The organism is Bradyrhizobium sp. UFLA05-125, assembly GCF_059803515.1.
Genome location: NZ_JBANBJ010000016.1, coordinates 24,744 through 49,562, shown reverse-complemented (window position 1 = coordinate 49,562; position 24,819 = coordinate 24,744). Strand labels below are relative to the sequence as shown.

Below are 24,819 nucleotides of genomic sequence, written 5' to 3'. Positions count from 1 at the left end.
ATTAGGTTGAGCGCGGCCAATTCACGGGCTCGCGAACAGAACGCTGGCAGTTCGTATGGCGCATCGGAGGGTTTATCCTTCCGTAAGTATATTGTTCTAAAGTCGGTCGTTAGTTGCGTGGAGTATGCATATGACTAATTTCGAAGAGCTGCGCGAGCTCGCAAACCAAACCCGCAGCTTCATCCAGCTGTCCCATGATAAGGCGCGTGCGCTGAGAGTGGTTATTGCCAAACACGACGTGGTCTTGGTTATTTTCCCGTCGGACGACAAAGGAATAGGTTTTCACGTCATTAAAGGTGGAGAACTTCTTCGCCAAATCGCGAATACGAAATGGACGGGCAATTACACCCATACGGCTATCGCCGTTCATAATCGAGAACAGGCGATTGTCCTTCAGCACGCGATGGCCGCCTAATTGAGATGGCTCGATCGCCATTTCAGAGGCTACGTCCGATCCCGCTATCGCTGGGTACTTGTTGAGGCGACCGCCAATCTCAAGAATAATCGGCGAGTTGCCCCGCTGCGCCGGATACTCCCAAAGCGCCCGATAGAGAAAGAATAGGTCTGCCTTCTCTCCAAGATGTCCGGATGTGGCCCTTCGCGTCATTTCGCGGCGACGCAGTATTTTGGTCGCTTTCGGCGCGAAGCGGACACTGACGGCCGTGCGGCCTTATCGAGCAGCGACGCGATTGACCCAAGGCGGTCATAGTACGTTTTGCCATTGGTGGGGTGAAATGGCCAGCCTAGTGAAAGCCGCAACGCCGTGTTAGCTTCCGACTGTCGCCATGGAACTCGACTGAATGATGCCGCATGACCAAAGGGGACACCCCTGCGCCAGATGCTCTCTCCCGCTCGGAGCTGCAGGAGCGGGTAACTGAACTCCAGGAGCAGATAACTGAACTCGCCGCACAGCGGGCAGCTATCTCGGAGGTGCTGCGCGCCATTGCCTCCTCACCAAACGACTTGCAGCCCATCTTCGACGCGGTCCTCGACAACGCCAAACGCCTCTGCCGGGCAGATGCGGGCAACGTCCGCCTGGCAGAGGAAGCAGGCCTTCGTCTCGTTGCTCGCTTACCGAGCCCCGCCGCGTATTCATCGCCAAAACTCATGGGACCCGGCAGCTTTTACGATCCCCTCATCACAAGCAAGTCGCCGGTCCACATCCCCAACTTGGCCGCACATGAACTCTATCGTGCAGGAGAGGCTCTCTGGGTGGCTTTGGTTGAAGGGGGCTTTCGGACGGCCCTCATCGTGCCAATGCTGAGAAACGACGAGCTAATCGGAACGATTGCTCTGGGACGGCGGCGCCCAGAGCCCTTTTCGGAGAAAGAGATCGAACTGGTCACAGATTTCGCTGCGCAGGCGACCATTGCCTTGGAGATTACCCGTCGCGAGCGCCAGTATCGTGAGGTGCAGACCGAACTGGCGCACGCAAACCGTGTCGCTGTCATCGGGCAACTCACTGCCTCGATTGCCCACGAACTCAGACAGCCGCTCACTACCGTCAAGGGCAACGGAGACGCCGGTCTGCGGTGGCTTGCGATGCAGCCGCCTGATCTTGAGGAGGCGAAGCTTTCTCTACGACGGGTCATTAACGATGCTCGCCGAGGCAGCGATATCATCACCGGCTTGATGGATCTTACTAAGAAGCAGCCTCCGAGGAAGGAGCCGGTGGATATCAATGAGGCCATCCAGGAGGTGACCGCATTGACCCACGGCGAGGCCTTGAAACACGGGGTGTCGCTGCGAGCGCAACTGGCACCTGAGTTGCGGCATGTCGAAGCGGACCGTATTCAAATTCAACAAGTCGTGTTGAACCTGACCATGAATGCCATTCAGGCAATGAGTGCCGTGGATGGTGGACCACGCGAGTTGCTGATCAGTACCGAGGGCATCGTGGGCGAGGGCGTCCGCGTTGGCGTCCAGGATACCGGTCCGGGGCTGAGCCCAGAGAACCTTCCACGTCTCTTTGACCCATTTTACACGACGAAGGCTGGCGGCGTCGGTATGGGGTTAGCAATCTGCCGCTCAATTATCGAAGCGCATGGCGGACGGCTGTGGGCGACTGCGTGCGAGCCAAGGGGGGCTCTCTTCCAGTTTGAGGTTCCTGCCGGTCAAGGCGCAGTCTCGTGATCAGGTGATGTCGCCTATTGGCCCTTCGGGTCATTTCGCGGCGACGCAGTATTTTGGTCGCTTTCGGCGCGAAGCGGACACTGACGGCCGTGCGGCCTTAACGAGCACCGACGCGTCGACCCACAACAGACGTGCGCCTCGGTCCGGATCTCGCGTAGGCCCCCGACGTTCGCTAATATCCGCGACGATTTCGAAAGTTACGGGTGCTGTGATGTATCGCTCTGTGCTGTTCGCCGGTCTATTTGTCTGGGCAACCGTCGTGTCGCAAGCCGTCATCGCGGCCGAGGTCAAGGTGCTTAGCGCGAACGTTTTCACCGGGGTGCTCGACAGCGTGTTCAGCAATTTTGAACGCTCATCCGGACACAAAGTCCTGTTCGAATACGTGACGGCGGGGAAAGTCAGAGATCGCGCGCAAGCCGACGAGTTTGACGATGTCGCTATGGCAACTCGCACGATCACAAACGACGTGCAACACCCTCGCTTTTTCCTTTAGAATCCCCGCCCATGCGTGCGCATATTGTCATCATCGGTGCCGGCATTTCCGGCCTGACCGCTGCCATCACCATTGGGGAAGGCGTCGACAAGCTCATCGCGGCTGGCGCGACCATCGCGCGGCCCGAGATGACGCTCCTTGACGCCGCGGACTGGATCGGCGGGCGCGCGCGCACTGATGAGCTGTCTACCGGTGTGTCAGTGGATGCCGGAGCGCACTGGTTCCATGGCGGCGCCAGGAACCCATTCTACAAATGGGCCTGCGATCGGCATTACGATCTGGGGCCGGTCGGCATCGATACCGCCGCGCGGCGCTTCAATGTCGCGGTGGAAGGCGCAGTGGCGCCCGAGCAGCGCGAATGGGCGATGAACCGGCTTTACGAGATGTATGCGATCTGGAAGGCGCAGCATCGGGATGAAGACGTGTCGCTCCGGCAATTGGCCGACATGTCGAAATCGCGCGTGATCGTCACGGTGGCCGAGGAACGGGCAAACAACTGGATGGCGGTCGATAGCGCGGCCAAGGTCTCAAGCGATGAATTCTGGGGCGACGATGCGGGTTCCGGCGGCATGCAATTGCAGGACGGGATCGAAAAGCTCATCGCCGCCATGACCAACGAAGCCCGGTATTACAAGGCCGATATCCAGCTCCGCCGCCTCGTGCAAACGGTCAGAAAGGCCGGAAAGCACTTTGTGGTCGTGACCGACAAGGACACGGTCGAAGCCGACTATGTGCTCAGCACGCTCTCGGTTGGCGCGCTGAAATCGCACGGCGTCAGATTCGACAAGAGCGCGCGCTCGCAGCTGGATCCGGTCCTGGCGGGTATGACGGCGGCGAAAATGACCAAGATTTTCGTGCCGCTGCGACCAGAATTCTTTGCCGAACGCAAAATCGCACCGGACACGTTCGTCACCATTTACGAACAGCGTCACGCCTGGCTCCTGCACCTGCGCACCGACGGCAAGCCGCTCGTCACCATCTTTGCTTCAGGCGCGATGTCGGATCTGGTGGAGAAAGCGCACTACACCGACATCGAAAACCAGATGCTCGATCTGCTCGATCGCGTCGGCGAACCCAATTTGAGCGGTGCACGCAACAACCTGGAAGGCCGCTTCCATATGACCGACTGGACGACCAATCCGAATTTCCTGGCCGCCTATTCGGCCATGCTGCCCGGCGTCAAACGCCGCAATCCACTGGTGATCGGCAACCTGGTGTTCGCCGGCGAGGCGTTTGTGCAGGACCTGAAGAAAAGCCCCAGTCAAATGACTGGCGCCTGGGAGTCGGGACGCATCGCGGGGAAGAAGATTTTGACAAAGCTGGCGCTGCAAGCTCGCAGGGCGGGCGAAGTGGGATCGGGGCCGCAGTCGAGTTGAGTGTGCTCGCTCGGCTCCACGCTGGCCGTGGTGCCCTTCCCCAGACCCTCACTGAGCCCGTGATGGTACGCCAGGATCATGGTCGCATCGCGGCGGCCCCAGCGATTGTTCCAGGCGGTCGCCATCGGCGCTCGATCTCGGCGTCGGTCAGGTGTTCCCTCGACCTTAATTCAGCGTTCGGCCGACGCCGTGGCATCTTAACTGTTCGCTTTACGATGGCTAGCGGGGGGCTTGGCGGGCAATTTCATCATGACTTTCAGTGGCGCGGTCTAATGACTGTTCGCAACTTTTCACGAACAGTTTTAACATGTTCCATGCGATAAATTGCGGCCCGCACGATGAGCGTCCACCACCATGACGATCGCATGGCCGCTGTCGATAATGCGTGCCTGGGGACGATGCCGTGATAGGCCGACGGTATGCTCGGGGCAAAGCCGGTCGATGTCTGTGCGCCTGGTACGCGACCAGCGAGTAGCGTCTTGGCCCGCGGTCTCTAGCGTTCATCGCGCCGTTCTGCCGGCGAAGTCGTGCACAGGTCAGCACGTTCACCGAGATTTGCCGGGGGTGTTAGAGCGCGTTTGATGTCGGCTAATGGCCGATTCCGTTGAAAAAGACGGGCCGTAACTCATTGCAATGGCGCCGTCGCGATCTCACGGCTTCACGAACTTGAGGACGAATTCGTCCTTCGGCTGCGGCGGAGCCGGGGTATTCTTGTCTCTGGGATCGTTCGGGTTGCGCAGGAAATTGCCTTCGTCAACCAGCTTAAAGCCTGCCGCTTCGACTTCCTTCCGAAGAAACGACTCTTCGACGCGATGCAAGGTACCGGATTCGGAGATGCCAGTACCTGGTCGCCCCGAATGATCGGCAATAATGTAGAAACCTCCCGACTTGAGCGCGCCAAAGACCGCTTTGTTCATCGTCGCGCGATCGACACCGAGGTGTCCGAGGTCGTGATAGTTGAACATCATGGTCACAAGATCGATGCCGCCCGCGAGCTCGGAGGGAATGGGATCTTCGAACGGTCGAGAGAGCGCCACGATCGGGGCGGCCTGAACGCCATTGCTTCGGAGACTGCTTTCGCGTTCGGCGAGGGCAACCGCTGACGGTCGTGGCGCGCCTGCGGGCGCTGCTGACGCTGCGCTCGGGGTTGTGGCTGAGTTACTGTTGCCCTCGGGCGTAACCGGGGTTGGGGATGCTGCTCGGTTGGGATCGCGCGGCCGGCTCTGACCATAAACCTTGCCCGAGGGCCCGATCGCACGGGCTAACAATTCCGTGGTGTAGCCGCCGGCCGCGCTGAGATCGACCGCGACGACACCCGGACGAATGCCGATGAAGCCCAGCATCTGCTCAGGCTTGCGGCGCTCATCGTTGGTACGATCTGCCGCAGTGCGATCGGAGCTCCTCACGATCTGTGCAATTTGCTCAGACGAAAGCGGCGGCAAACTCTGCTCCGCTGTTGCTGGTTGGGCCTTGAGAAACAGGGCGACACTGACGCCGACCGCGACCAGAAGGCCTTTCGTTACGCTTTTCATGATCTTGCCCGTTGTGATCTGATCTCCCATTCGGGGACGGTCGACGCGACGGCCTTAGATGGTCTCTCTTCTGCGGCAAACGAGGGCGCAATCTACCACAATCCGGGGGGTCGGAGCATCATCGCAGAAATGCTCTCGAATGAACGGTTCACCCAAATGCCTCGACGGCAGCCTCATCGATCAGGCGTTTCGAAGGATTGCTCTCCAGCTGATCTATTGCCGCCAATTTGCGACTTCTGCCCATTTTGAACAGCTTTTCGTACAGAGGTTTGCGGCGTTATGGCCGGATTTCCGGATAAAGCGGCCTAACGCGCGCGCGGGCAGTACCCGGCATCGAAGGATAAAAGCCCGACATTCGCGACGGGCTCATGAAGCGACAATCAAGACGCATTTAAAGCCCATGGCGATTCCCGGACATGCTGTCTGTCGCAGTTCACACGAGCAGTTCTCGCCTTCGAAGGGCGAAGGGCCTCAATCGACGAACTCGGCACCGAATTCGCAGCCGTGCGCCAAGCGTAGGGAAGGCGCAGGGTGTGGCTACCGGCAAGTGAGCCGGTGCGCTTCTACGGCGTGTCGGCGTGTAATCTAGAACGGCGGTTGCTCGTTCCCTATCATCGGCGGCTGTCGTGAACAAGACTCCGCGCCTTAACGAGCGCCCCCGACCCTTATCGGTCTCTCAAGGGACGCGGAGTGTCATCCTGGTTCGTTCGGGCGCCACCGTCGCGAGCTGAAGTTGGAGGACCTCTCGGGAAGAGTTCGGTGCCAACGTCGCGGGGGCTTAACCGGGGGTCGTCGGTATGTGCCGTGGATTTCTTGAGTCAAATCAATCGAGGTAGGCGGCTAAAGCGACCGCCTTCCGCCTCGACCCCAAAACGAACCACCGTCGGCGCCGGTCTCGATGCGTTAACGCGCGAAGATACCTTGTTTGCGCACGTATTTCGCCGGCATCAAGCGAAGGTCGTGGCCTAGCATTTGGAGCTTGCGACTGAGGTGATGCGCGCCAACGCAAGCCTCCATACCGATCAAGCACGGCGGCAAGTTGGCGAGCCGTGTTTCCACCTGGCTGCGTGACCACTTCTGACGCAGCACGATGGCACCGTGGTGATCATGACCCACGAGGTGGAACGAGTTCTTGCCGATATCGATGCCGATCACGGCGATTCGCTGTGTTGAGGTTCTGAGACATGGCGTGCTCCTTGACTTGAGCGCCCCTTGCCAGCTTCTCGCACTGGCGGGGCTGGAGCACGGCCGGACCATCCCACTAGCCGACATTCTCGTGCTACTTGCTGTCTTCCTCGTCGCGAACATGAACTTGAGACACAACCAGATTAGGCTGTGGACCCTCCGACGTTTCCCGATATTGAAACAAAACTTCGGCAGCGAAATTTGTGGCCCGGTCTCTGCGGATGCCTCTGACAATGTGGCGGCTTGCGAAGCTTGCCGCAAATATATCCGCCTCTGTCATCCCGAGATCTGCCATGAGACGGGTAGCAGAAAAAGCCTCGGTGGGAGATTTTTCTTTTTGTGCCTTGAGATAGCTTTCAAGCCGAGTGCGTCTAGATCGCTTATGCACCCAGTAGACACTCGAGGCAGCCGCGGCGATTACCGCTGTCAAAATTGAGGCGATGCTTGCGCCTATACGAAGCCATTCTTCCATTTCCGCCTCCCGCTGCGTCTTTGCACGGTGGTCGTGGCTGCCTCTCTTGGCGAGGGCTTAAGCATCTAATTCTGCCAGTACCGGCGGTCGGACGGAAGGTTCCTTGGAAGGTCGCCGCTTGGCCCCTCGCGTCGTTAGTCCGACGGCATGTCCGAAGCTGGGGTAAGACCGGAAGCGGCGGCCGGTGGGCCAAACCGACGCTCATGACCCCGAGCGGACATTCCGACCAGACGATGGATTGCTGCTGACTACAACGGTCTTATCCCCGCACCAGCACGATATCAAAGTTCAAAATGCGCCTCGGCGGTTGCTCCAGCGTGGCCTCGGCTGCGACCAGCAGTTCCGGGTGCAGCGCAGCCGCCAGCAATCTGTCGCGCTCGTTGAGCGGTTCGCCCGGGAAATACATCTGGGTCACTAGCCGTTCGAACCGTCCCTGCACCTCGAAGTGGATGTGCGGCGGACGCGTCCAATCCGGGCCCGCCGGATAGGCGCCGGGTTTGATCGTTCGGATCGCGTAGCTGCCGTCATCATTCGATCTGAGGCCGGTACAGCCGGCAAAGTTCGGATCGAGCGGTGCTACATTGCGATCGTTGGTATGCCGATATCGGCCAAAGCTATTGGCCTGCCAGATCGTGAGCCTTGCCCCGCGGACCGGTTGACCATCGAGATTGAGGATGCGCCCCGTGACCTCGATGACCTCACCTAGCGCGCGCCCGTTGCCGCCTTCGACCATGGTCAGGTCTGCGCTGGCAACGGCCCAGCTTCGCATTGGAAAGAATGGGCCGAGGTTTTGATCCGGCGTTCGATGCCGGTTCTCGCTAGCATGCATCCACTTAATCCTCCGCCAAAAAGCCGGAGGTTTGGACGATTGGCCACCATCGGTCGAAATCTGATCTGATCAATTGCGCGAACTGTTCCGGTGAATCGGCCGCTGGCACAAGGGCGAGCTTGGCCACGCCGGTGGCGAAGCGATCGCTGCTCACGGCCGCACGGATTGCCGTGTTGAGGTGCTTGACAGCTTCGGCCGGCGTCTTCGCCGAAACAACGACGCCGAACCACTCCTCGACTTCCAGGGCAGGAAATCCGGCTTCGCGGACGGTCGTCACCTCCGGAAGCTGCCTGCTCCGTTCGGCGCTGGTGATGGCCAGTGCGCGGACGCTTCCGGACCGCACGTAAGGCAGCGCGGTGCCGACCGGGTAGATCGTTGCCGCGATCCGGCCGCCGATAAGATCTTGTATGCCGTTTGGCCCCCCATAGGGCACATGTGCGAACTCAAATCGGCCTTCCTTGGCCAGGATCGAGCCGGTGAAATGCAGCATCGATCCTGCTGCGGCCGTGCCGTAAGTCGCCTGCTTCGGATTCGCAATGCACCATTTCACGAAATCGGCGAGCGTCGTGACATTGAGTGGCACCATTGGGCCGACCGTGATCAGGAACGGAAATGAGCAAACCCGCGTGACCGGGGCGAAATCGCGGAAAGCGTCGTAGCCGAGCGACTTGTAGACATGCGGGAACACGACCAGGTTCGATGCGGGCGTCAGCGCCATCGCCGATCCATCGGCCACACCGTTCTTCAGCGCGCCGAGCACCAGCCGGCCGCCCGCACCGGGCCGGTTCTCAACGACGAAGGAGGAATGGCCCTTCATCTCCTCGGCCAGCATTCGCGCAACGACATCGATGGCGCCGCCCGGACCAAAGCCGACCATCAGGTGCGTGGTGGCCTGTCCCAATTGCGCCCGTGCGCTGTTCGGCATGATCGACCCGAGTCCGCCTGCGCAGGCCAGCGACAGCAATTTCCGTTTGGTGATCATGTGAGCCTCCGATGTCTCGTGCACACCCGCTTCTGTTCGAAACGCCCTCACTCTGGTCGGAACGTCCATTATCTGGTAGATCGAAAATCGTGGCATCCCCCTAACCTCTGGGTTAAGGCTCATGGATGGATCAGAGCGCCTTGGCCGCCGTATCAATCTGCGCGATCTGCGCGTCCTGATGGCGGTTGCCGATACCGGCAGCATGGCCAAGGCGGCGGTCAGGCTAAGGATCTCTCATCCCGCCGTTTCGAAGACGATCTCCGAGCTGGAGGGCGCTCTCGGCGCGCGCTTGCTCGATCGTTCGCCGCAGGGCGCCGAACTGACACCCTCGGGCGAAGTGCTCCTCCGCTGCGGGATCAACATCTTCGACGAACTGCGGCAGGGTTATCGTTCGCTCGAAAATCTCTCCGATCCGAACTCGGGAGAGGTCAGGCTGGGCTGCACGGACATCATCCTTCATAGTCTGGCCTCCACCGTCCTGCGGAAATTTTCAGCGAAATATCCTGGCGTTCAGGTGGATGTGAAGCTCGTCAATCCGGGTGAACATCAGCTCCGCGAATTAAGGGAGCGGAGATTCGATCTCCTGATCACGCGCGCGACAGGCCAGTCGACCACCGAAGATCTGCATTCCGAGGTGCTGTTCGACGAGCCCTTTGTCTTCGTCGTCGGCGCAGAAAGCGAGTTTGCACGCAGGCGCCGAGTGGCGCTGGGCGACATCATCGACCGCAAATGGATCTTGCCGGCGCCCGACAGCGCGCCTGGCGCGCTTATCGACGGCGTCTTTAGGGCGGCCGGCTTTCAGCCGCCCAAGGCCGTCGTCAAGACGCTGTCGATCGAGCTGACGACGTCGTTGGTGGCGAGCGGCGAATTTGTCGGCATTCTTCCGATATCCGTCGCGAGGCTTAAAGCCGGTCGGGCCTCCTTGCGGGTCCTGCCCATCAAATCGGTGGGCCCGCGGATCTCCGCCGCGATCGTCTTTGTGAAAAACCGCACGCTCAATCCATCCGTCGTGTCTTTCATCGATTGCGTGCGGTACGTCGCCAAGGCTTCCCACCTCGAGTGAAAATACAATTGACCAAATCATCATCCTTTGAAGTTGCAGAGACTTCGTTGGTGCCACCACGCCAAATCGGCACTTCTGCTATTGGCCCGGCGCGGACCTTGTGAAACGTCGGCTCTTATGTCGGCTGTTTGGGGTAAAGCGGACTCGTTATGCTCAGCGGGAGTTATTCCGAGTCTGACCCATAGCGGTCATTAAAGAGTACGTGGTTACGCCTCGACATGTCCATGTCCGCAGGTGATCATGTACGACGCGGGGGCGAATTTGGACGGCGTCATGGACCTTCGAGGGACCAGACTCCGCGACGGGAAGGTGATCGATGAAATCCGCCGATGAAGCCGAAACGGCGGGTCTGACCCGTTTCCAATTGCAGGGCGATGCTGCCGAACGCTGCGAGCGGTGGGCCGTACCGTTCATCCTCGGACCGTGGGTGCCGGGGCTGCTTGACCTTGTGGAGTTGCGACCGAGGGAGCGGGTGCTCGACGTTGCCACCGGGACCGGCGTCGTCGCGCGGCTTGCAGCGCGCTGCGTCGCCCCAGGAGGCAGCGTGAGTGGTCTTGACCTCAACGAGGGCATGCTCAATGTCGCCCGCCCGCCGACTGCAGTTGCCGCAGGGCCTCGCCGTCGACTGGCGACAGGGAAGCGCCTTGGCATTACCCTTTCCGGACAGAACTTTTGATGTCGTGCTGTGTCAGCAGGGACTGGACGGGTCCCGAAAAATCGTAGCCCACCATAGCTCTTCTCAGGGCATAGGCCGGCTCTTTTTTTTTCACCAAGTTGCAGATCGCTGTCGTCTGTAAGTGATACTTCAAGCAGAAAATTGCAGTTTTTGGAATTCCGCACGGCAGGCCTCACTAAAGTTGCGAAGTGGGTCGATCAACCCACTATCTGCCATCTCCCGAAGTTGGGGCAGACTTTTGTTCGGCTCCTCGTACTTGCCAATGATCTCCCTGACGATTTGGTCGGCGCTTTCGACAACACCGGTTGTTGAAAGGACGCGCATTCTGCTCACTTCCGCATAGAGAGCCATTAAGGCCAAGACGTCTGCCTTGTCTTTGTCGTTCTGGAGCTTCCCGAGGGCGCCACGATATAGTCGAAGCCGGAGAAGTTGCGCACAAACAGCGCCTCGGTGTCGGCGCATTCGGCATTGAACCCGCTATTGGCCATCGGCTGGCCACAACAGGTCTGGTCACGCGGATAAACCACGTCGTGACCGAACCGCTCCAACAGCTCGAGAGTGGCGATCCCGACCTCCGGAAAGAAGGCATCGATGTAACAAGTCAGTTTATGCCTGGTATTATTGGGTTCTTTGCTTGGCCGGACGATTTTAGACCCTTGTTGTTTGCGCAGTATTGTCAAGCTTGCGGCTTGCTTGCAATTGTGTGGGTGGCCTTTGGCCAATATCCGCTCCAGGCCCTTCTACGAAGTGTCCGCACGCCTCGTCTAGGTCCGGTCACTGGGGCGAAGCGGAATAGATCTGCTCACTTTGAGTTCGTCGCATTTTGATCAAGGCAGACATCGGCCCTGATTTGACCATCGCCATGATGAAAGCGGCCTGCTAATCTTCCCGACGTGTGTAGCCTATAGCGGCTGTAACCATCAGCGCTGGTACAACTATGATTCCTAACAGGTCGATTCTTGCCGCGATTGCGGTTCTTGTAGCTTCAACGATCTCTGTATCCGCATTGGAATCAACCGTGACGGCGAGGTCGTCGCTGTCGCTGGAAGCGCTCTGGCAAACAGTTGGCGATTTCTGCGCGACGGCCCTATGGAATCCCGTCGTTGAGGACTGCGTCCTCAGTACAGATGGGAAGATGCGTACCCTTTCGCTATTTGAGGGTCGCAAGGTCGAACAGGTGCTGGAGAATTGGGACGGCGCTAACCACAGTTATGCATTTTCAGGCGCGCTAGGGCTTTCCGAAGTGAATGTTCATTCTAAAGTCAGTGTGATTGCAGTGGGGAAGGGATCGGCGCTGCAATTAACCGTCACCTATGAGGCCAAGGGCGTTTCCGATGCCGATGCCAAGAGGGCCGTCGACGGGTTGATTTTTCGGGCTCTGTGCGTCAGTGGTCCACTTCGATGCTCCAATGATCAACAACGGGTCTCGGCCGAGATCGTAGCGATCCCGGATAGCCAATGGTCACCCCTAGTTCTGCAGGGATACCTTAGACGATCCAATAGCCCAGCCCCTGCGCCTGCGGTTATTTTGGTGCATGGGTGCGCCGGCTTCGCAGACATGATCGACCAAAACTGGGGCCAAAAAATCAACTCGTGGGGCTATGTCACGTTGACAATTGATAGCTTCGGTCGGCGTGGAGTCAAAAACACCTGCCGAAGTGGCCCTCTTTTCGATAACGATCAAGATCCCTATCGCGGGTTGAATTACCTCATTCAGCAAAAGCTGATCGATCCCACGCGTGTTGCACTTGTGGGCTTTGATGGCTCGCCTGCTCTCTCTAGCGTCACCCGCGGCCCTGTTGAGAATGCGTTTAAGGGAAAGTTTCGTGGGGTGGCCGCGCTCTATCCAAATTGTGCTGCCATCAAAGGGCCTATGACGGTCCCCACGCTAATCCTGACGGGCGAGCTTGATGATTCGGCTCCGCCCGAAGTCTGTCGCAGATTGGCAAATGGCGCTGACGATATTGGTATCTCCCGGCAGAAGGCTGACGGTGCAGGAGTCCGGCTCATTGTTTATCCCGGCGCGTATGCTGGATTTGACCTTTCATTTCTCCGAGCGCCCGTTCTCTACATGGGACACCGCGTCGAATTCAATAAGTCGGCCATGGAGCAGGCGAGTGACGCTCTCCGCGAGTTTCTCGCCTCAATAACAAAACTCTAGGCCGTTTCTGGCGGGACTTTATCTATGTCTGGCGAAGAGATTACTCTCACGAGCCGACAAGGCGATCGAATACGACGCAATTGCTGCAACGCACGAGTCTGTTGTTGGCCCTTCGCGACAGTTTGCGCGGCGCAGAGACATGTCTGCAGTTAGGGGTAGACCGGAAGTCTCGGACTGAGGGGGCAAACCGGCGCGATTGACCCAACGCGGACATTTCTCGTCGGAAATGATAAGCTGGGAGGCGCGCCACAAGGGGGTTTTAAATGGGGCGGGTTGCGTTCGTTTGTGCGGTGCTGGCGGTGCTTTCGCCAAGATGCGCAGAAGCTGCGGAACACGTCTGGCGACTAGGCGTGCTCTCGCTCCCCGACCGTGGCGCTATCCGATCTGTCGCGCTGCCCTACTTGGCGGCCCGCGGCTTCGTCGAAGGCCGCAATCTAGTTGTTGATTTTCGCGTAGGCACCGAGGAGCAAATGCCAGCGCTGGCGCAGGCCCTGGTTGGCGACAAACCCGATGTCATTATTGCCTCTTCCGATTGGTCGCTCGACGCTGCGCGCGCGGCAACGAGCACAATTCCGATTGTCGCCGCACCAATGGGCGCAGACCCAGTCCGCGCCGGTGTTGCCGAGAGTTGGGCGCATCCGGGCGGCAACGTCACGGGTGTTTGCCTGATCGCCCCGGAACTCGAGGTCAAGCGGCTGTCCCTGCTTCATGAGGCCTTGCCGTCAGTGCATCGAATTGCAGTGATCTCCGCTCATCGCAAGATCGTGGAAGCCGGCTTCGCGCCCTTGCGCAAGGCTGCTGCCCAAGCCGGACTGGAACTGGTCGAAATCTGGGTCGAGGGACCGAACGAGTATGCAGCCGCGTTTGATGCGATGCGCAGTTCTGACGTGGAAGCCCTCGTGATCGTGCCTACTCCGGAAATGCATCGCGACCTTGAAAAGCTCGGCGCGCTTGCGGTGAAAGCGGGATTGCCGACCATTGGAAGCTCCCGCGAGGCCGCTCAAGGAGGGCTTCTGATCGGCTATGGCCCCAGCATTGAAGAACTTGACCAACAGGCGGCAAGCTATGTGGAGCGCCTGTTCAATGGCGCGCAAGCAGCCGACTTACCGTTTCAAGGTCCCACCCATCTCGACTTCGCCGTCAACATGAGGACAGCCAAGAAGCTTGGGCTCACCATCCCGCCGTCTTTTCTCGTGGGCGTCGATGAGGTGATCGAATGAAGTCTACTGTTGGCCCCTCGCGTCATGTGCTGCTTCTGCACAAATTCGGGCGCTATCGGGACCGAAGCGGACATCGATTGGTAGCGAGCACTGCCCGGATCAATCGCAAATGACCCCAACCGGACATCAGCGGTCTCGGATGTCCACGATCTCTAGATCGGGAGGTCATTGCGCGTCTGATCGTCGGTCGCTGAGTACTGTGTGATTAGCCATGCCCTCAAGGAAGAGGCGCCGGTGACAGCCGACGCCCTTGAAGGTGAGCATATTCCAGATGCGCGGACCCGAAGGCGACCTTAAACTCGTAACCAGCGAGAGGCTGATCGCAGCTTACCAGGTCCTTGGTGGGACTTAGCACAAGCGGCACGCCCCCCAAGATGCGCAGCAACCCGCGCAACCACCGAACCCCCAGCCACCATACCCCCAGCCATTGAAGCCGATGTCGTCATCGAACCAGATGTCGAACCCGCAGCCGCCGCAACCGCAACCACGGAAGCCACGGCAACCACGGAAGCCACCGCAACCTCGGATGCCAACGAACCCGCCACCACCGCAACCTCGGATGCCAACACACCCACCACCACCGCAACCTCGGCCGCCAACAAACCCGCCACCACCGCAACCTCGGCCGACGCCGCACCCCCCGCCACCATGGCCGCACCCGCAGCCACCGCACCCGCGCGCTAGCTGCGCGCCGCTGCCAAAGTTTTCTCTATCGAAGAAATGGAACGTGGCCAGACTGACGTCGGCCATTTCCTCTTCGCCAAGAAAGAAGCGTTGATTTGGCGAGGTATTGTAAGATTGCGGGATACCGGCAGCGGGCATCGTGGATGCGGATGCACTACCCGCCAGCGAAAGACCCAGTCCGGCGGCACCTAGCACCTTCACGGTGGCGGCTTTGGTTGTGCGTTTCTGCTTCGAAGCTTGCTTGACCCGTGGCATGGTCGCACCCTCCGTAAGTTCTTGTGAAAACGCTCTGCAAGAGTGCGCTCGGCGAAACCGGCGCGCAAGGGTTACCTGTGCCATAAAATGCGAAACATCTCATCGAGTCTCCATTCATCTTCATGAACCGAGATCGACACATAACCGATTTTGGTTGAGCAGAATCACACCATCTGCGCACACGCAGCAGCTCGGACCTGTATGTCCGATTCTGAGCCTTAGCGACTAGGCGCTTGTCTGCAGGTCAGGTGTCGGAGGTAGACCGGACGTAGCTGAGGTGCACCCAAATCGACGCGACCCTTAGCCGACGTGCGCGGCTATCCGCGTGTTATCATGCTGGCATGGACCATGAGGCGTGCCCAAGGGATCAAGGCGAAAAGATGAGGAGTTTGGCAATGCGTGATGGTTGGAGAATTAGTGGCGGAGCCTTTGTTATTTTTGTAGCGGGAGCTGTCGCGTCGCTGCCGGCTCTTTCCCAAGCCAAGCCCATATCCGCAGAAGTGGCGAGGAAGTGCAAAATCCTTCGGGCGAAGCAATTCCCTCCGCGTCAGATCGGCAATCCGGCTGCTGGTAGCGCCTATGGTTCGGGGCAAGACAAAAGAGAGTTTTTTAGGAGATGCGTCGAGAATGGTGGCAACATAGCTGTCGCTCCTCCTCTCCGATAGAATACAGCGAGCGCATTCGCATCAAACGTCGGCGCTGCTGGCCCATCGCGACATATTGCACCGCTACGCATCCTCGGTCGCTAACGGAGCATAGCGGAAATAGAAAGGCCGGCGTCTATTGCAGAGGGCGACGCTCGTGACCCACTGCGGACTTCAGCGGCCGGTGTGCGGCGGTGCGAAGCACAGCCCGCGCCAAGTAATATGTTATGCTGCGTGAAGTCGATGCAGCGGTCGGATATCCAACTATGAACACGCAGCAGCAGCCAACAGCCTCGATCTACGCCATCATCCTCAAGCTCTCGCCTGAGTTTACCGCGCAAATTGCGCGTCCCGGCGTAGGAGGTGCTGTGGCAAAGGCGGTCGGCGCAGGTCGTGTCCCGACAGTTCAGGAGCTTGTAAGCTTAGGGCAAACAGAAGATTTCGCGAGATTGTTTTCCGAAAGGCTCGGATACCTAGTGAGGTTGCGCCAAGCTGGAGTCTTGCGTGCTGCCGGACCATTCGAGGGCCTGAAGGAAGGCATGTATCTCTGTAACGCGACGGACGAGCGCGAGGCTCGGCGCGTTTTAGAGGAAGACCCCTTATTCAAAGCGGGGTTCATTGAGAATGATTTCGCGATATACCGGTGGCTAGTTGCCATCTAACCAAGGAAATGTCGCTTATTGGCCCCTCGCGTCATTTGTTGCGTCTGCTCAATGCGATCGCTATCGGGACCGAAGCGGACATCGATCGGTAGCAAGCACTGCCTGGCTCAGTCGCGAATGACCCGGAGCGGTCATTAATTGCCCGTGGCTCCATCGCTGCCATGCATTTTGGGGAGCCGTCGCGCCAAGCTTGGCCCGACGCTTCGGTCCCGTTGATTTGCATCAAAATTGCCCTTCGCAGACTGTGATATTCATAAGGTCTCTCATAGAGGAGTCCACTCACATGAATCGCAAGAGCTTTCTTGTTGGTCTCCTGACCGCTGGTTGCTTCGTCGCAACGTCCACGCTCATGACGAGTCCCGGGAACGCGCAAACGGACCCAAAAGTCGCGAAGGCCATGACGATATTGAAGGCCGAGACGGCGAAATTGGGCGCGCCCAAGGCCGAGGGAACCGATAAGACAGCCGACAAGACGACCCCGGGCCTGTATTTTGGCTCAACCAAGGTGAACAACGACTTCACGATTGTCGACAAGGTCAAGGCTGAGGCCGGCGGCACGGCTACGCTTTTCGTAAAGTCTGGTGATGATTATGTCCGCGTATCCACCAACGTGCCCGGTAGCGTACAGGGCCGCGCGCTTGGGACCATCCTGGACCCTAAGGGAAAAGCGATAGTGAATGTCAACAAAGGTGAGGCTTTCTACGGCGAAGTCGACATCCTCGGCAAACCGTACGTGACCGGTTATGACCCGATCAAGGACGCATCGGGCAAGGTAATCGGCATCTGGTACGTCGGCTACGAAAAATAGGAATCGAATTCTCGACCCGCGTCGGCACGGTGGCCTTCATCGACTTCGGCGGCGCGCCGGCGACCTAATCGACAAGATTTTTTGTGGGGGCGAAGCCCGCCGATCTTCCGGTCGAGCAGCCGACGAAGTTCGACCTCCTGGGTAAATCGTGGCGAAGGCGCTCGGTCTCACCGTGCCGCCCTCGTTACTCGTCCGCGCCAGCGAGGCGATCGAATAGAGATGCGGTTTGCTGCGGCGCATGAGTCCGTATCTGGCCCATCACGTCATTTGGTTGCCACGCGGTGAGTGGGTCGCTTTCGAGGAAAAGCAGACATCGAGCGCCAAACGCTGCTGCTGGGGGCATGACCAATTCTCCAAAGAGACTGCGCAAGCCCGGCTGTGCGATTTCATCCATGGGCCACGAGGAATTCGCTTCAGCCCATTTCGACTAAGCTTGAAGCAAGGCCCCCACGCGGACTGTGTGCCCGAAAAGAACTGAAACTCGCGCTCTCGTCGTCGCTGCGGTCGGAACAGACGCAGCCTTCGGCGGAGTTTCTTTGAAGACGAAGCGGCGCCGGGCTTCGTGATATGAGGGATTGGCTCCGAAGAAATTGACCGTCATGCGCTCCAACTCTTCTGCACGATAGTTCGCCAGCGGCTTGATACTTTCGTCTTCCATACGTCCCTCATGCTTTTTTCGGAGGAGAGCGCGAAATTCCGGGTTTGCGGCAAGCAGCCTGGCGCGGTCTCTTATCTCTGCTTCAAAGCTTCGCGCGTCTTCGCCGAATACCTCGTCGAGGAAACCGATATCGCGCGCCGCCCGCGCTCCGATTGGTTCACAAGCTTGCGTCAGCTTCAGAGCCCGCGCTTGCCCCACTCTCTTTGGCAGCAGGTATGTCCAATATTCCGATCCATAAAGCTCGCCCATACCTCGGTAATGCGGGTTGAGGACGACTCCCGAGGCCGAATAGATGCGATCCGCCGCTAGCGCCAGCATAGCGCCACCAGCACCAGCATTGCCGCGCAATCCGGCGATGACGAGATGGGACATGGTATTGAGAATCTCGAGGACCAGATCGTCGATCGCGTTTATGTTGCGCCAGGATTCCTTGGCCGGGTCATTGCTCGCCTCAATGACGTTGAGATGGATGCCGTTCGACCAGAAATCGGCGCCGCCGAGCAATACGATGACTTTCGTCGGCCGCGAACGCGCGAAGAGAAACGCGTCGCGTAATCTATAGCACTGGGCAGTGCTCATCGCGCCATTGTAGAAGTCAAAGGAGAGGTAGCCCACATTACACTCTTCTTCATACACGATCTCGCGGAATGTGTGGTGGTCGGTGGGCAGGTTGATCGCAAGTGGAGCTTCGGGCACCCCACGCAACAGCGAGCCCAACACCTGCGTCGCTGGCAACTTAATCCCAGATAAGGAGCAAAGAGGCGAATTACATGATCGACGCTCGAAATTCGAATGTACAGCACGGCACTCTGCCTTCTGGGGCGCGTCTTCACCCTTCGCTTTGAGATGTGAAATCCATACGGCGCCGTCGATCGTGCCGATGCAGATTGCTCCGTCGCGTCGCGCGATAATCTTGCCCGTCGGACCTTTGAGACGATCTTCAACATGAGCGCCATAAAGAAAGCACGTTTTTCCAAGCAGCGTATCGAGCACCCCGGGGGTGCTGTCCGCGGCGCTTATTTTTACGACGATCTCCATCGTCGAATTCCGGCTCCAGTCAATCGCGCGATCACTTTGGCGCATTGTCGGCCGCCAGCAACCGATTACATCTGCGCTACTATAGTCAAGCGGTTCGGGCCTGAACTGTCGCAACTGGAATTTTTCAACAGCCTCCAGGACTGCCCGCACGGCCGCTTTGGTGACCTGCCGGCGGTACACGCTGCTTTTGGCAATCGAGGAGCCGGAGAGCGCAAAGTTGCGCGAAGCCCAAATCGCGCCTGCATCCATTTCCGCCGTCGCCTGCAGGACTGTCACGCCCCACATCGTCTGTCCCGTCATGATTGCCCAATCCAGTGAGGACGCGCCGCGGTCGCCTTTCACGCCAGGATGCACGATCAAACAGACGTGTTTGGACCAAATGGCCTCGGGAATCTTTCGTTTCAGCATAGGCGCGATGATGAGGTCCGGCGCGTGTTGCCCGACGGCGTCAAGCATCGCCGATTCGCTGATGGCGAGTGCGACATCGACAATATGTCCGAGCTCAGTCAATTCGATAGATAGTCTCTGGCTGAGACTGTTATGCGCTGTGGTGAGAAAAAGTATTTTCATCGGTCCAGCTTAGGCGTCGAGCCGTCTCCTGTTCGCCAATTAATTAGTGCCGAAAGCGACCCGGCCCTCTTGGTTACTTCACAACAAATGCTTCGAGCGCAATGTGAGGAAGTTCACGGTCCCGAATGTTCCAGCTCGATCAGCCGTGGGGAAACCGCTGCGCAGCCTCGGACGCATCCGGTCGGGCGCCTCCGAGTGGCGGCCGATCAACGGCCCATAGCCACCGCCCAATGTGAGTCCTGCCATGGCGCCCGCGCTGCTGTCACGGCCGCCAGACCAAGCGGATCAGTCGGCGCCAGGATGTCCGAGGCCACGAGCCCCTCCTGAGATTCGTGCGCTGCGCCGGTCTGGGCTGACGACCACTTTTCCTCAAGCCGCCGAGATCGAGCACTAGCCCGTCGCACAGGGCGCGACCGGCCCAATCGTGCCCACCCGCCACGTACCGTCAGCGAAAGGTCTGCAGAACGAGCGGCTGCGATTGCCAATCGAATGTCCTGCAATGTACGGCAATGAACCACAGCGCGCGGCATGCAGCCGACCGGCTTCGCCGTTGCAACCGCGTATCGAGCATCGCCCGGCCCTGGAACGCGCCCCGCAAAGCTGTCCGGTGAGTTCTCGCAATGCGCTTTCGATCAGTTCATTGGCAGCGGTACCCCGTGCCCGGCTTCATCGCCGGCAGGGTCAAACAAGAAACTCAAGTTGAATCTTGTTTTCGCCAGTGTGATTCCCTTTTCCAACGGCGTGCACCGCGGTCTGCGAAGCGTTTCATTAGGGCCCTTGCCGTCGCGATCGCCGACCGTGAGCTATTCACGATATTTGCACGTTTAGTTGATTGCTCTCAGGCCCATCTAAAGGAAAACTCATTCCTATCTAAAAGCCTTGGAGGCGTGCCGGTTGCAGGATGCGAGCGGAGAAAAGGGGGACCTAACCTCTTCGAGTGATGGGTCACCATGAGCATGCTAAGCAATACTACCGATCTATCCGCGACCCCGTATATGGTTCGGAGGTCAATAAGACTTCTCACGCGCGGCATTTTTCGGATCGTCAATAACTTTGTCGCTGCCATTATCGCGCAGCGCGAACGCCAAACAGCCCGGACCATTCTGCGGAGTCTTTCGGACCGAGAGCTGAGGGATATGGGGCTCTCTCGCTCTCAGATCGCCGGTGGTTTGGCCGATGCCGCAAAGGATCGAGCGCGGCTTCAAAAGCTAGCTAGGCGGACATGACTCGGAACCGGCTTTGAGTCGGCACAGGATGACCCCGGCGCCCTCAGAGACGGCGGTGGTTTTCAGGCCGCGAGCTTTTGTGCGGATCCTGAACATCGCTGCTCTTTGTGTTTCCCCGCGGAACTCCCATTACCGCAGTCAATAGCGATGCTCGCTGCTGAGGTTTATGGGCCCGGTCTCTTAGGCACGCCGGGCCCGCTGTTTCAAGGTCGCCTCAGTTGGCGGCCTCTATCCTGCCATGTTGAGCATATCGTACGAAAGCGGCGCTGCAGCGCCTTTCGCCTCATCCCACGGCGCGCGCGTCCAGACATCTTGAGCGACTACTCAGGGAATCTTCTAGTGAAGTAGCTGTTCCGAGATTTGCGTTGCTCGAGCCAAAGGCTGTGACGCTCATCTGGTAACGCTGGCTACCGCTGGGCGGAGCCGGCGGCTGATATGTCTGCAAGCCTTGCACGGGACGCTCTTCTGACCCGTATAAGGTACGACCCCGCCGCCATGCTTGCCGCTCGAATAGTCGAGATCATCCATATGGAATTGAAGCGATGTCGTTCCCTTTGGTACGCCTGAAAGCGCGATGACAGGTGAAGGACCGGCGCCGCACCAGCGGAAGCTCATCGAAAAAAGCAGATGCATCGGCTGTACCAAACGCAAAATACGCAGCTGCAAAAAAGGTAAAGCGAAAACGCATGTTCACCTCGATGTAGATATTCTGACCGATTTGCACTAGCCGGCGATACGTTTAAAGCCGAGTTACTTGCCCATGCAAATGCAGGCCTGCGCGCAGCGGAGCATGCCGAGCGCATCAGCATCATCTCTGCTTCGGTATTACGGATCACCGGAGCTGGATAGTCAACGAAGACGCCGGGCAAGGGCTGCAAGGTTGCCGGTGTAGCGGTTGACCCACCGGGAAGAGGCCCAGCGTTGCACGCCAGTAACACCAGCCGATCGAGCATCCGCTGCCTACTGGTCGCGCAAGGTGCGAACGTAATAGCCGTCTCTCTGAACGGCTGACTTGATCTCGTCGCTAACCCTGAAAACTCTTCTTCTGCTCTTGCGCCACTTAATCCGAGAACTGATCATGGGGATCGCAGAGCCTTTGCTTACAACGAGCAGGTCGCATTTGTGATTGCGATAGACATCGTACATGTTTTAGCCCCCCGATCATTTTGAAGTAAAATAAGAAATATGTTTCGGTCGTTTCGATCGACCCCAGCTTAGTATCTGGAATGGCTGTATGGGTTGTAAATGTGCAACGCGGGCGACTTTCTGCTTCAACGCGTTCACGCGTCCTGGTCTCGTGCGCACGTCACGGGCGGCTGCGCGAGTGCAGCGCGTGAAAATCTGAGATGCCATCGACGCCGAACACGATAGCTTACTAGATTTGCTCACACTGAGTTATTCGCGGGGGAGAACGACCGACTACTGCCAATTGGACTAATAGGGTAGCTGGGCTTGCACGAGACCGTCCGTAAACCGAGCCCAGTCCCGCTCTCTAAGAAATGGCCAGCGTCTTAGATTGCGCATACGGAAATCAGGGCAGGCTTGCATAAGACGGTCCGCTTCACGGGCTGCTTCCGCGACGGCTCCTGCGTGGGTACAACAGGTAATCAGCAGCAACAGACACCTTGGAATGTCACCGTGGATCTGATCGGAACGACGAGCCCATTCGACGGCAGCTAGATAGTCCTCGCGAAGGAAATTCCCGATCGACATGTTGTCCATGAACCAATTGTTCGCCGGGAACCGAGGATTGGCTTCCAAGGCGCGCTTACATTCGCGCAGTCCGGCCTCCGCATCGCCCGCATACATCTTCGTCATGCCGAGAAGATCGATCGCCAACGCGTAGTTGGGGTTCAGCTCGAGACAGCGCTTTGCCTGGCGAGCCGCCGCCTCGAGATCGCGCTTGAGATAGAGAAGGTTCAAACCATAGACAAGATGCGCAAAATCGCTACGTCCGTTGAGGTCGGTCGCGTTGCGCGCGAACTGTAGCGCAATCGTCTCGTCGGCTGGCGAGACCTCCCGATACCCACAAACCACCTCAACCATGGCTCCCCAAGCCCGGATTGCGAGCGCCATGAAGTTGTTCGGATCTCTTTTCACCACAAGATCGATAAGTGTGACAGATCGCTCGTAATCAACCCGTCTCGAATTCAACAATATATGTCCCGCCTGACCCATCAACTCCTCATTGGTCTGCTCCTCAAGCGAGCGCAGGCGTGAGCGTTCTGTCTCTCTTTCATAGATCTCGTAGCGCAGCGCTGAGCAGATACGAAAAGCCAAATCATCCAAGGCGTCGAATGTGGTCGCTACATCTCCATCAAAATGCTCCGACCAAAATTGTTTTTTCCACCGATGATCGAGAAGTTTCATGGTGACTCGAAAACGAGAGCCAGAGGTCTGAACGCTGCCAATGGCGTGATAGTCGGTTTCATTGATCCCGGTAACCAGCGATATGCCGGTAAGATTCGCAAGCGATGACGCCACTGCTTCGTTCAGACCTCCCGCTAGCGGAAGAGCTTGCGTGTCACCGCCCAACACTTCAAACGGGGAGAGGGCCAGTGAAGGTTTCGCTCCGGCTGTTGCTGGCGCAGTGTCCCGAATCCCTTGCACGCCAGCCTTTGTGGTTACCAACGGCGGCGCTCCCTCCGGACGCCAATGGAAAACCGTGGTTGCTCGCGAAATGTTTTTCAGTCGCTGTACCCCGCCATTCTCGAACTGAATGTTGACCTTGCCATCGACTTCAGTTCTCACTTTGTCTGAGACGCAGACGCCGTTGGGCGGAGCGAGTTGTTCGAGGCGTGCAGTCAGATTGATTGTATCGCCGTGCCGATCGCCATCCTCAACAATCACGTCACCAAGATTAATCCCGATGCGCACATCGATGCGGCGCTCATCCGAAAGGCCGCTGTTACGCTTGAGCATGGATCGCTGCAGCTCAACCGCGCAACTTACGGCATCTACGACGCTGCCGAACTCAGCGAGGAGTCCATCGCCCATTAACTTGAAAATGCGCCCGTGGTGTCTTGCGATTTCTGGCTCAAACAATTCCTTGCGATGCGCTCGAATCCTTTCGAATGTGCCGAGCTCATCCGCGCTCATCAAACGACTATAGCCCACGACATCGGCCGCCAGGATAGCCGCTAGCCGCCGTTCCACGCGTTCGCTGGTCACGAAGTTCCCCCGACAGCAACCTGCAACGGCCTATCAAAGCACAAGGTTCGAATTTCTACCAGTTGCTTGGATGGACGTCCGGGGAGCAAGCGTTAACGGCCGGTATGTCGATAGCGGATGAGAACGCGGACCTGGCAATATCGATGCGAACGACCCTGATCTGACCCTCGCCCAACAGAAACACCCTGTGCTTTGATACAGGGGACGGCATCTCGCGATCTTGGGGGGCCGTTGTGACCGACAATCGCGTGGAGCGGCGGCCCCCATTGGAATACCCAGTCCGGCCGCTTAGCCTTACTGGTTTGCGGACAAGGCGATCGGCGGCAGCGGACAACCATTGGCGCCACCCATCAGTCCGGTTTCGGCCCGCGTAGTGACCGCGGTGAAGTCCCGCGTGTCCTTCCAGCAGACCAAGACTCCTGCTCACCGTTATGGGATCCTGCCGAAGTTAGCCTTACTTTGCCGGCGCTGCTGCATATGCCTGAGCCTCCGCCCTCGCGGGTTGTCGTTCCAAACTTTAAATTGGTCCGGCATGTACAATTTCGTTTTGCAATCTCGGTAAGTGCAATAGGACCACTGCGAGTAATAGTACGACGTCGGGATCGAGCTTGAAGGATGGATCGATCTCGGTGATCGGCTCGACGAAGCCGCCGAAATACATCTCCGCGACCCAGCCGCTGTTCATGATCAGGAGATCGTACTGGCCGTTCGCCGCACGGACGGAGTTGCGCTGCTTCTCCAGCGATCCCGCGAAGGGGTTGACGTCGAGCTCGACCTGGTTGCCGGTCTCCTTCTCGTACAACTCGACCATCTTGCGGAAGCTGTCGAACCAGGGCGACTGGTTGATCACGATGGTCATCGGCGCGACCTTAGCTGCCGCCGCGTATCGCCACGAGGCGGTGAGCCCGAGCGCGACCGCGCCACCTGCACCAACGATTTGACGGCGCGTCAAGCCGCGCCTCCCGTTTTTTCCCAGCATCT

21 protein-coding genes and 2 pseudogenes are annotated in these 24,819 nt (G+C 58.5%); 12 read left to right on the top strand and 11 right to left on the bottom strand.

The annotated features are described in order from the left end of the window. Positions 1-130 precede the first annotated feature (130 nt). The 4 genes from SO156_RS16940 to SO156_RS16925 all read left to right on the top strand — a co-directional run bounded on the left by SO156_RS16940 (position 131) and on the right by SO156_RS16925 (position 4,002). Positions 131-415: a hypothetical protein gene (locus SO156_RS16940; protein WP_458150905.1), complete on the top strand. Its 285-nt coding sequence runs from the start codon at positions 131-133 to the stop codon at positions 413-415. Positions 416-810: 395 nt separating this feature from the next. After that, entirely contained in the window at positions 811-2,133 is a 1,323-nt protein-coding gene (locus SO156_RS16935) for a sensor histidine kinase (RefSeq protein ID WP_458150906.1), read from the top strand. A gap of 211 nt (positions 2,134-2,344) precedes the next feature. Further along, on the top strand, positions 2,345-2,626 hold the full coding sequence (locus SO156_RS16930) for a hypothetical protein (protein WP_458150907.1): 282 nt from the start codon (positions 2,345-2,347) through the stop codon (positions 2,624-2,626). 11 nt (positions 2,627-2,637) lie between these two features. Further along, complete coding sequence (locus tag SO156_RS16925) at positions 2,638-4,002, top strand: flavin monoamine oxidase family protein (protein WP_458150908.1); 1,365 nt, start codon at positions 2,638-2,640, stop codon at positions 4,000-4,002. A gap of 650 nt (positions 4,003-4,652) precedes the next feature. Here the strand turns inward: SO156_RS16925 and SO156_RS16920 are convergent. The 5 genes and pseudogenes from SO156_RS16920 to SO156_RS16900 form a co-directional block, all read right to left on the bottom strand. Beyond that, positions 4,653-5,564 (bottom strand): class I SAM-dependent methyltransferase, encoded by a 912-nt coding sequence (locus SO156_RS16920; protein WP_458150909.1) that lies wholly within the window; start codon positions 5,562-5,564, stop codon positions 4,653-4,655. 897 nt (positions 5,565-6,461) lie between these two features. After that, a pseudogene (locus tag SO156_RS16915) lies at positions 6,462-6,695 on the bottom strand (IS110 family transposase); the annotation flags it as partial. A gap of 118 nt (positions 6,696-6,813) precedes the next feature. Further along, complete coding sequence (locus SO156_RS16910; protein WP_458150910.1) at positions 6,814-7,191, bottom strand: hypothetical protein; 378 nt, start codon at positions 7,189-7,191, stop codon at positions 6,814-6,816. Between the two features lie 259 nt (positions 7,192-7,450). Next, on the bottom strand, positions 7,451-8,020 hold the full coding sequence (locus SO156_RS16905) for a dioxygenase family protein (RefSeq protein ID WP_458150911.1): 570 nt from the start codon (positions 8,018-8,020) through the stop codon (positions 7,451-7,453). A gap of 4 nt (positions 8,021-8,024) precedes the next feature. Continuing rightward, complete coding sequence (locus SO156_RS16900) at positions 8,025-9,002, bottom strand: tripartite tricarboxylate transporter substrate-binding protein (RefSeq protein ID WP_498535584.1); 978 nt, start codon at positions 9,000-9,002, stop codon at positions 8,025-8,027. A 121-nt stretch (positions 9,003-9,123) separates the two neighbouring features. Between SO156_RS16900 and SO156_RS16895 the strand changes: the two genes are divergently transcribed. From SO156_RS16895 to SO156_RS16885, 3 genes are all read left to right on the top strand, one after another. After that, on the top strand, positions 9,124-10,065 hold the full coding sequence (locus SO156_RS16895) for a LysR family transcriptional regulator (protein WP_458150913.1): 942 nt from the start codon (positions 9,124-9,126) through the stop codon (positions 10,063-10,065). 316 nt (positions 10,066-10,381) lie between these two features. Further along, positions 10,382-10,741, top strand: a complete 360-nt coding sequence (locus SO156_RS16890; RefSeq protein ID WP_498535583.1) for a methyltransferase domain-containing protein — start codon at positions 10,382-10,384, stop codon at positions 10,739-10,741. After that, entirely contained in the window at positions 10,644-10,862 is a 219-nt protein-coding gene (locus SO156_RS16885) for a class I SAM-dependent methyltransferase (RefSeq protein ID WP_498535582.1), read from the top strand. The genes SO156_RS16890 and SO156_RS16885 overlap by 98 nt, the downstream gene beginning before the upstream one ends. Before the next feature lie 8 nt (positions 10,863-10,870). Here SO156_RS16885 and SO156_RS16880 read toward each other — a convergent pair whose 3' ends face one another. Both SO156_RS16880 and SO156_RS16875 read right to left on the bottom strand, forming a co-directional pair. Further along, positions 10,871-11,065, bottom strand: coding sequence for a hypothetical protein (locus SO156_RS16880; RefSeq protein ID WP_458150915.1), 195 nt, complete (start codon positions 11,063-11,065; stop codon positions 10,871-10,873). A gap of 65 nt (positions 11,066-11,130) precedes the next feature. Continuing rightward, positions 11,131-11,346: pseudogene (locus SO156_RS16875) on the bottom strand (heterodisulfide reductase-related iron-sulfur binding cluster); the annotation flags it as partial. A 413-nt stretch (positions 11,347-11,759) separates the two neighbouring features. On the opposite strand from SO156_RS16875, the gene SO156_RS16870 reads away from it, so the two are divergent. The 4 genes from SO156_RS16870 to SO156_RS16855 all read left to right on the top strand — a co-directional run bounded on the left by SO156_RS16870 (position 11,760) and on the right by SO156_RS16855 (position 17,175). Next, complete coding sequence (locus SO156_RS16870) at positions 11,760-12,902, top strand: SRPBCC family protein (protein ID WP_498535581.1); 1,143 nt, start codon at positions 11,760-11,762, stop codon at positions 12,900-12,902. A gap of 350 nt (positions 12,903-13,252) precedes the next feature. Continuing rightward, on the top strand, positions 13,253-14,122 hold the full coding sequence (locus SO156_RS16865; protein ID WP_498535580.1) for an ABC transporter substrate-binding protein: 870 nt from the start codon (positions 13,253-13,255) through the stop codon (positions 14,120-14,122). Between the two features lie 1,849 nt (positions 14,123-15,971). Beyond that, positions 15,972-16,367, top strand: coding sequence for a YciI family protein (locus SO156_RS16860; RefSeq protein ID WP_498535579.1), 396 nt, complete (start codon positions 15,972-15,974; stop codon positions 16,365-16,367). Positions 16,368-16,650: 283 nt separating this feature from the next. Then, positions 16,651-17,175: a Cache 3/Cache 2 fusion domain-containing protein gene (locus SO156_RS16855; protein ID WP_498535578.1), complete on the top strand. Its 525-nt coding sequence runs from the start codon at positions 16,651-16,653 to the stop codon at positions 17,173-17,175. A 427-nt stretch (positions 17,176-17,602) separates the two neighbouring features. On the opposite strand, the gene SO156_RS16850 is transcribed toward SO156_RS16855, so the two are convergent. Then, positions 17,603-19,441 (bottom strand): enoyl-CoA hydratase-related protein, encoded by a 1,839-nt coding sequence (locus SO156_RS16850; RefSeq protein WP_458151265.1) that lies wholly within the window; start codon positions 19,439-19,441, stop codon positions 17,603-17,605. A 950-nt stretch (positions 19,442-20,391) separates the two neighbouring features. Here SO156_RS16850 and SO156_RS16845 point away from each other — a divergent pair. Then, positions 20,392-20,667, top strand: coding sequence for a YjiS-like domain-containing protein (locus SO156_RS16845; protein ID WP_498535577.1), 276 nt, complete (start codon positions 20,392-20,394; stop codon positions 20,665-20,667). Positions 20,668-21,627: 960 nt separating this feature from the next. Here the strand turns inward: SO156_RS16845 and SO156_RS16840 are convergent. From SO156_RS16840 to SO156_RS16830, 3 genes are all read right to left on the bottom strand, one after another. Then, positions 21,628-21,813 (bottom strand): hypothetical protein, encoded by a 186-nt coding sequence (locus SO156_RS16840; RefSeq protein ID WP_458151266.1) that lies wholly within the window; start codon positions 21,811-21,813, stop codon positions 21,628-21,630. A 288-nt stretch (positions 21,814-22,101) separates the two neighbouring features. Continuing rightward, positions 22,102-23,838 (bottom strand): adenylate/guanylate cyclase domain-containing protein, encoded by a 1,737-nt coding sequence (locus tag SO156_RS16835; protein ID WP_498535576.1) that lies wholly within the window; start codon positions 23,836-23,838, stop codon positions 22,102-22,104. Positions 23,839-24,355: 517 nt separating this feature from the next. Further along, on the bottom strand, positions 24,356-24,790 hold the full coding sequence (locus tag SO156_RS16830) for an extracellular solute-binding protein (RefSeq protein WP_498535575.1): 435 nt from the start codon (positions 24,788-24,790) through the stop codon (positions 24,356-24,358). Positions 24,791-24,819 lie beyond the last annotated feature (29 nt).

Bases quoted from the DNA above. Each gene is read 5' to 3' on its own strand.
- SO156_RS16940 (WP_458150905.1), top strand. From the start codon at position 131: ATGACTAATTTCGAAGAGCTGCGCGAGCTCGCAAACCAAACCCGCAGC.
- SO156_RS16935 (WP_458150906.1), top strand. From the start codon at position 811: ATGACCAAAGGGGACACCCCTGCGCCAGATGCTCTCTCCCGCTCGGAG.
- SO156_RS16930 (WP_458150907.1), top strand. From the start codon at position 2,345: ATGTATCGCTCTGTGCTGTTCGCCGGTCTATTTGTCTGGGCAACCGTC.
- SO156_RS16925 (WP_458150908.1), top strand. From the start codon at position 2,638: ATGCGTGCGCATATTGTCATCATCGGTGCCGGCATTTCCGGCCTGACC.
- SO156_RS16920 (WP_458150909.1), bottom strand. From the start codon at position 5,564: ATGGGAGATCAGATCACAACGGGCAAGATCATGAAAAGCGTAACGAAA.
- SO156_RS16910 (WP_458150910.1), bottom strand. From the start codon at position 7,191: ATGGAAGAATGGCTTCGTATAGGCGCAAGCATCGCCTCAATTTTGACA.
- SO156_RS16905 (WP_458150911.1), bottom strand. From the start codon at position 8,020: ATGCATGCTAGCGAGAACCGGCATCGAACGCCGGATCAAAACCTCGGC.
- SO156_RS16900 (WP_498535584.1), bottom strand. From the start codon at position 9,002: ATGATCACCAAACGGAAATTGCTGTCGCTGGCCTGCGCAGGCGGACTC.
- SO156_RS16895 (WP_458150913.1), top strand. From the start codon at position 9,124: ATGGATGGATCAGAGCGCCTTGGCCGCCGTATCAATCTGCGCGATCTG.
- SO156_RS16890 (WP_498535583.1), top strand. From the start codon at position 10,382: ATGAAATCCGCCGATGAAGCCGAAACGGCGGGTCTGACCCGTTTCCAA.
- SO156_RS16885 (WP_498535582.1), top strand. From the start codon at position 10,644: ATGTCGCCCGCCCGCCGACTGCAGTTGCCGCAGGGCCTCGCCGTCGAC.
- SO156_RS16880 (WP_458150915.1), bottom strand. From the start codon at position 11,065: ATGCGCGTCCTTTCAACAACCGGTGTTGTCGAAAGCGCCGACCAAATC.
- SO156_RS16860 (WP_498535579.1), top strand. From the start codon at position 15,972: ATGAACACGCAGCAGCAGCCAACAGCCTCGATCTACGCCATCATCCTC.
- SO156_RS16855 (WP_498535578.1), top strand. From the start codon at position 16,651: ATGAATCGCAAGAGCTTTCTTGTTGGTCTCCTGACCGCTGGTTGCTTC.
- SO156_RS16850 (WP_458151265.1), bottom strand. From the start codon at position 19,441: ATGAAAATACTTTTTCTCACCACAGCGCATAACAGTCTCAGCCAGAGA.
- SO156_RS16845 (WP_498535577.1), top strand. From the start codon at position 20,392: ATGAGCATGCTAAGCAATACTACCGATCTATCCGCGACCCCGTATATG.
- SO156_RS16840 (WP_458151266.1), bottom strand. From the start codon at position 21,813: ATGTACGATGTCTATCGCAATCACAAATGCGACCTGCTCGTTGTAAGC.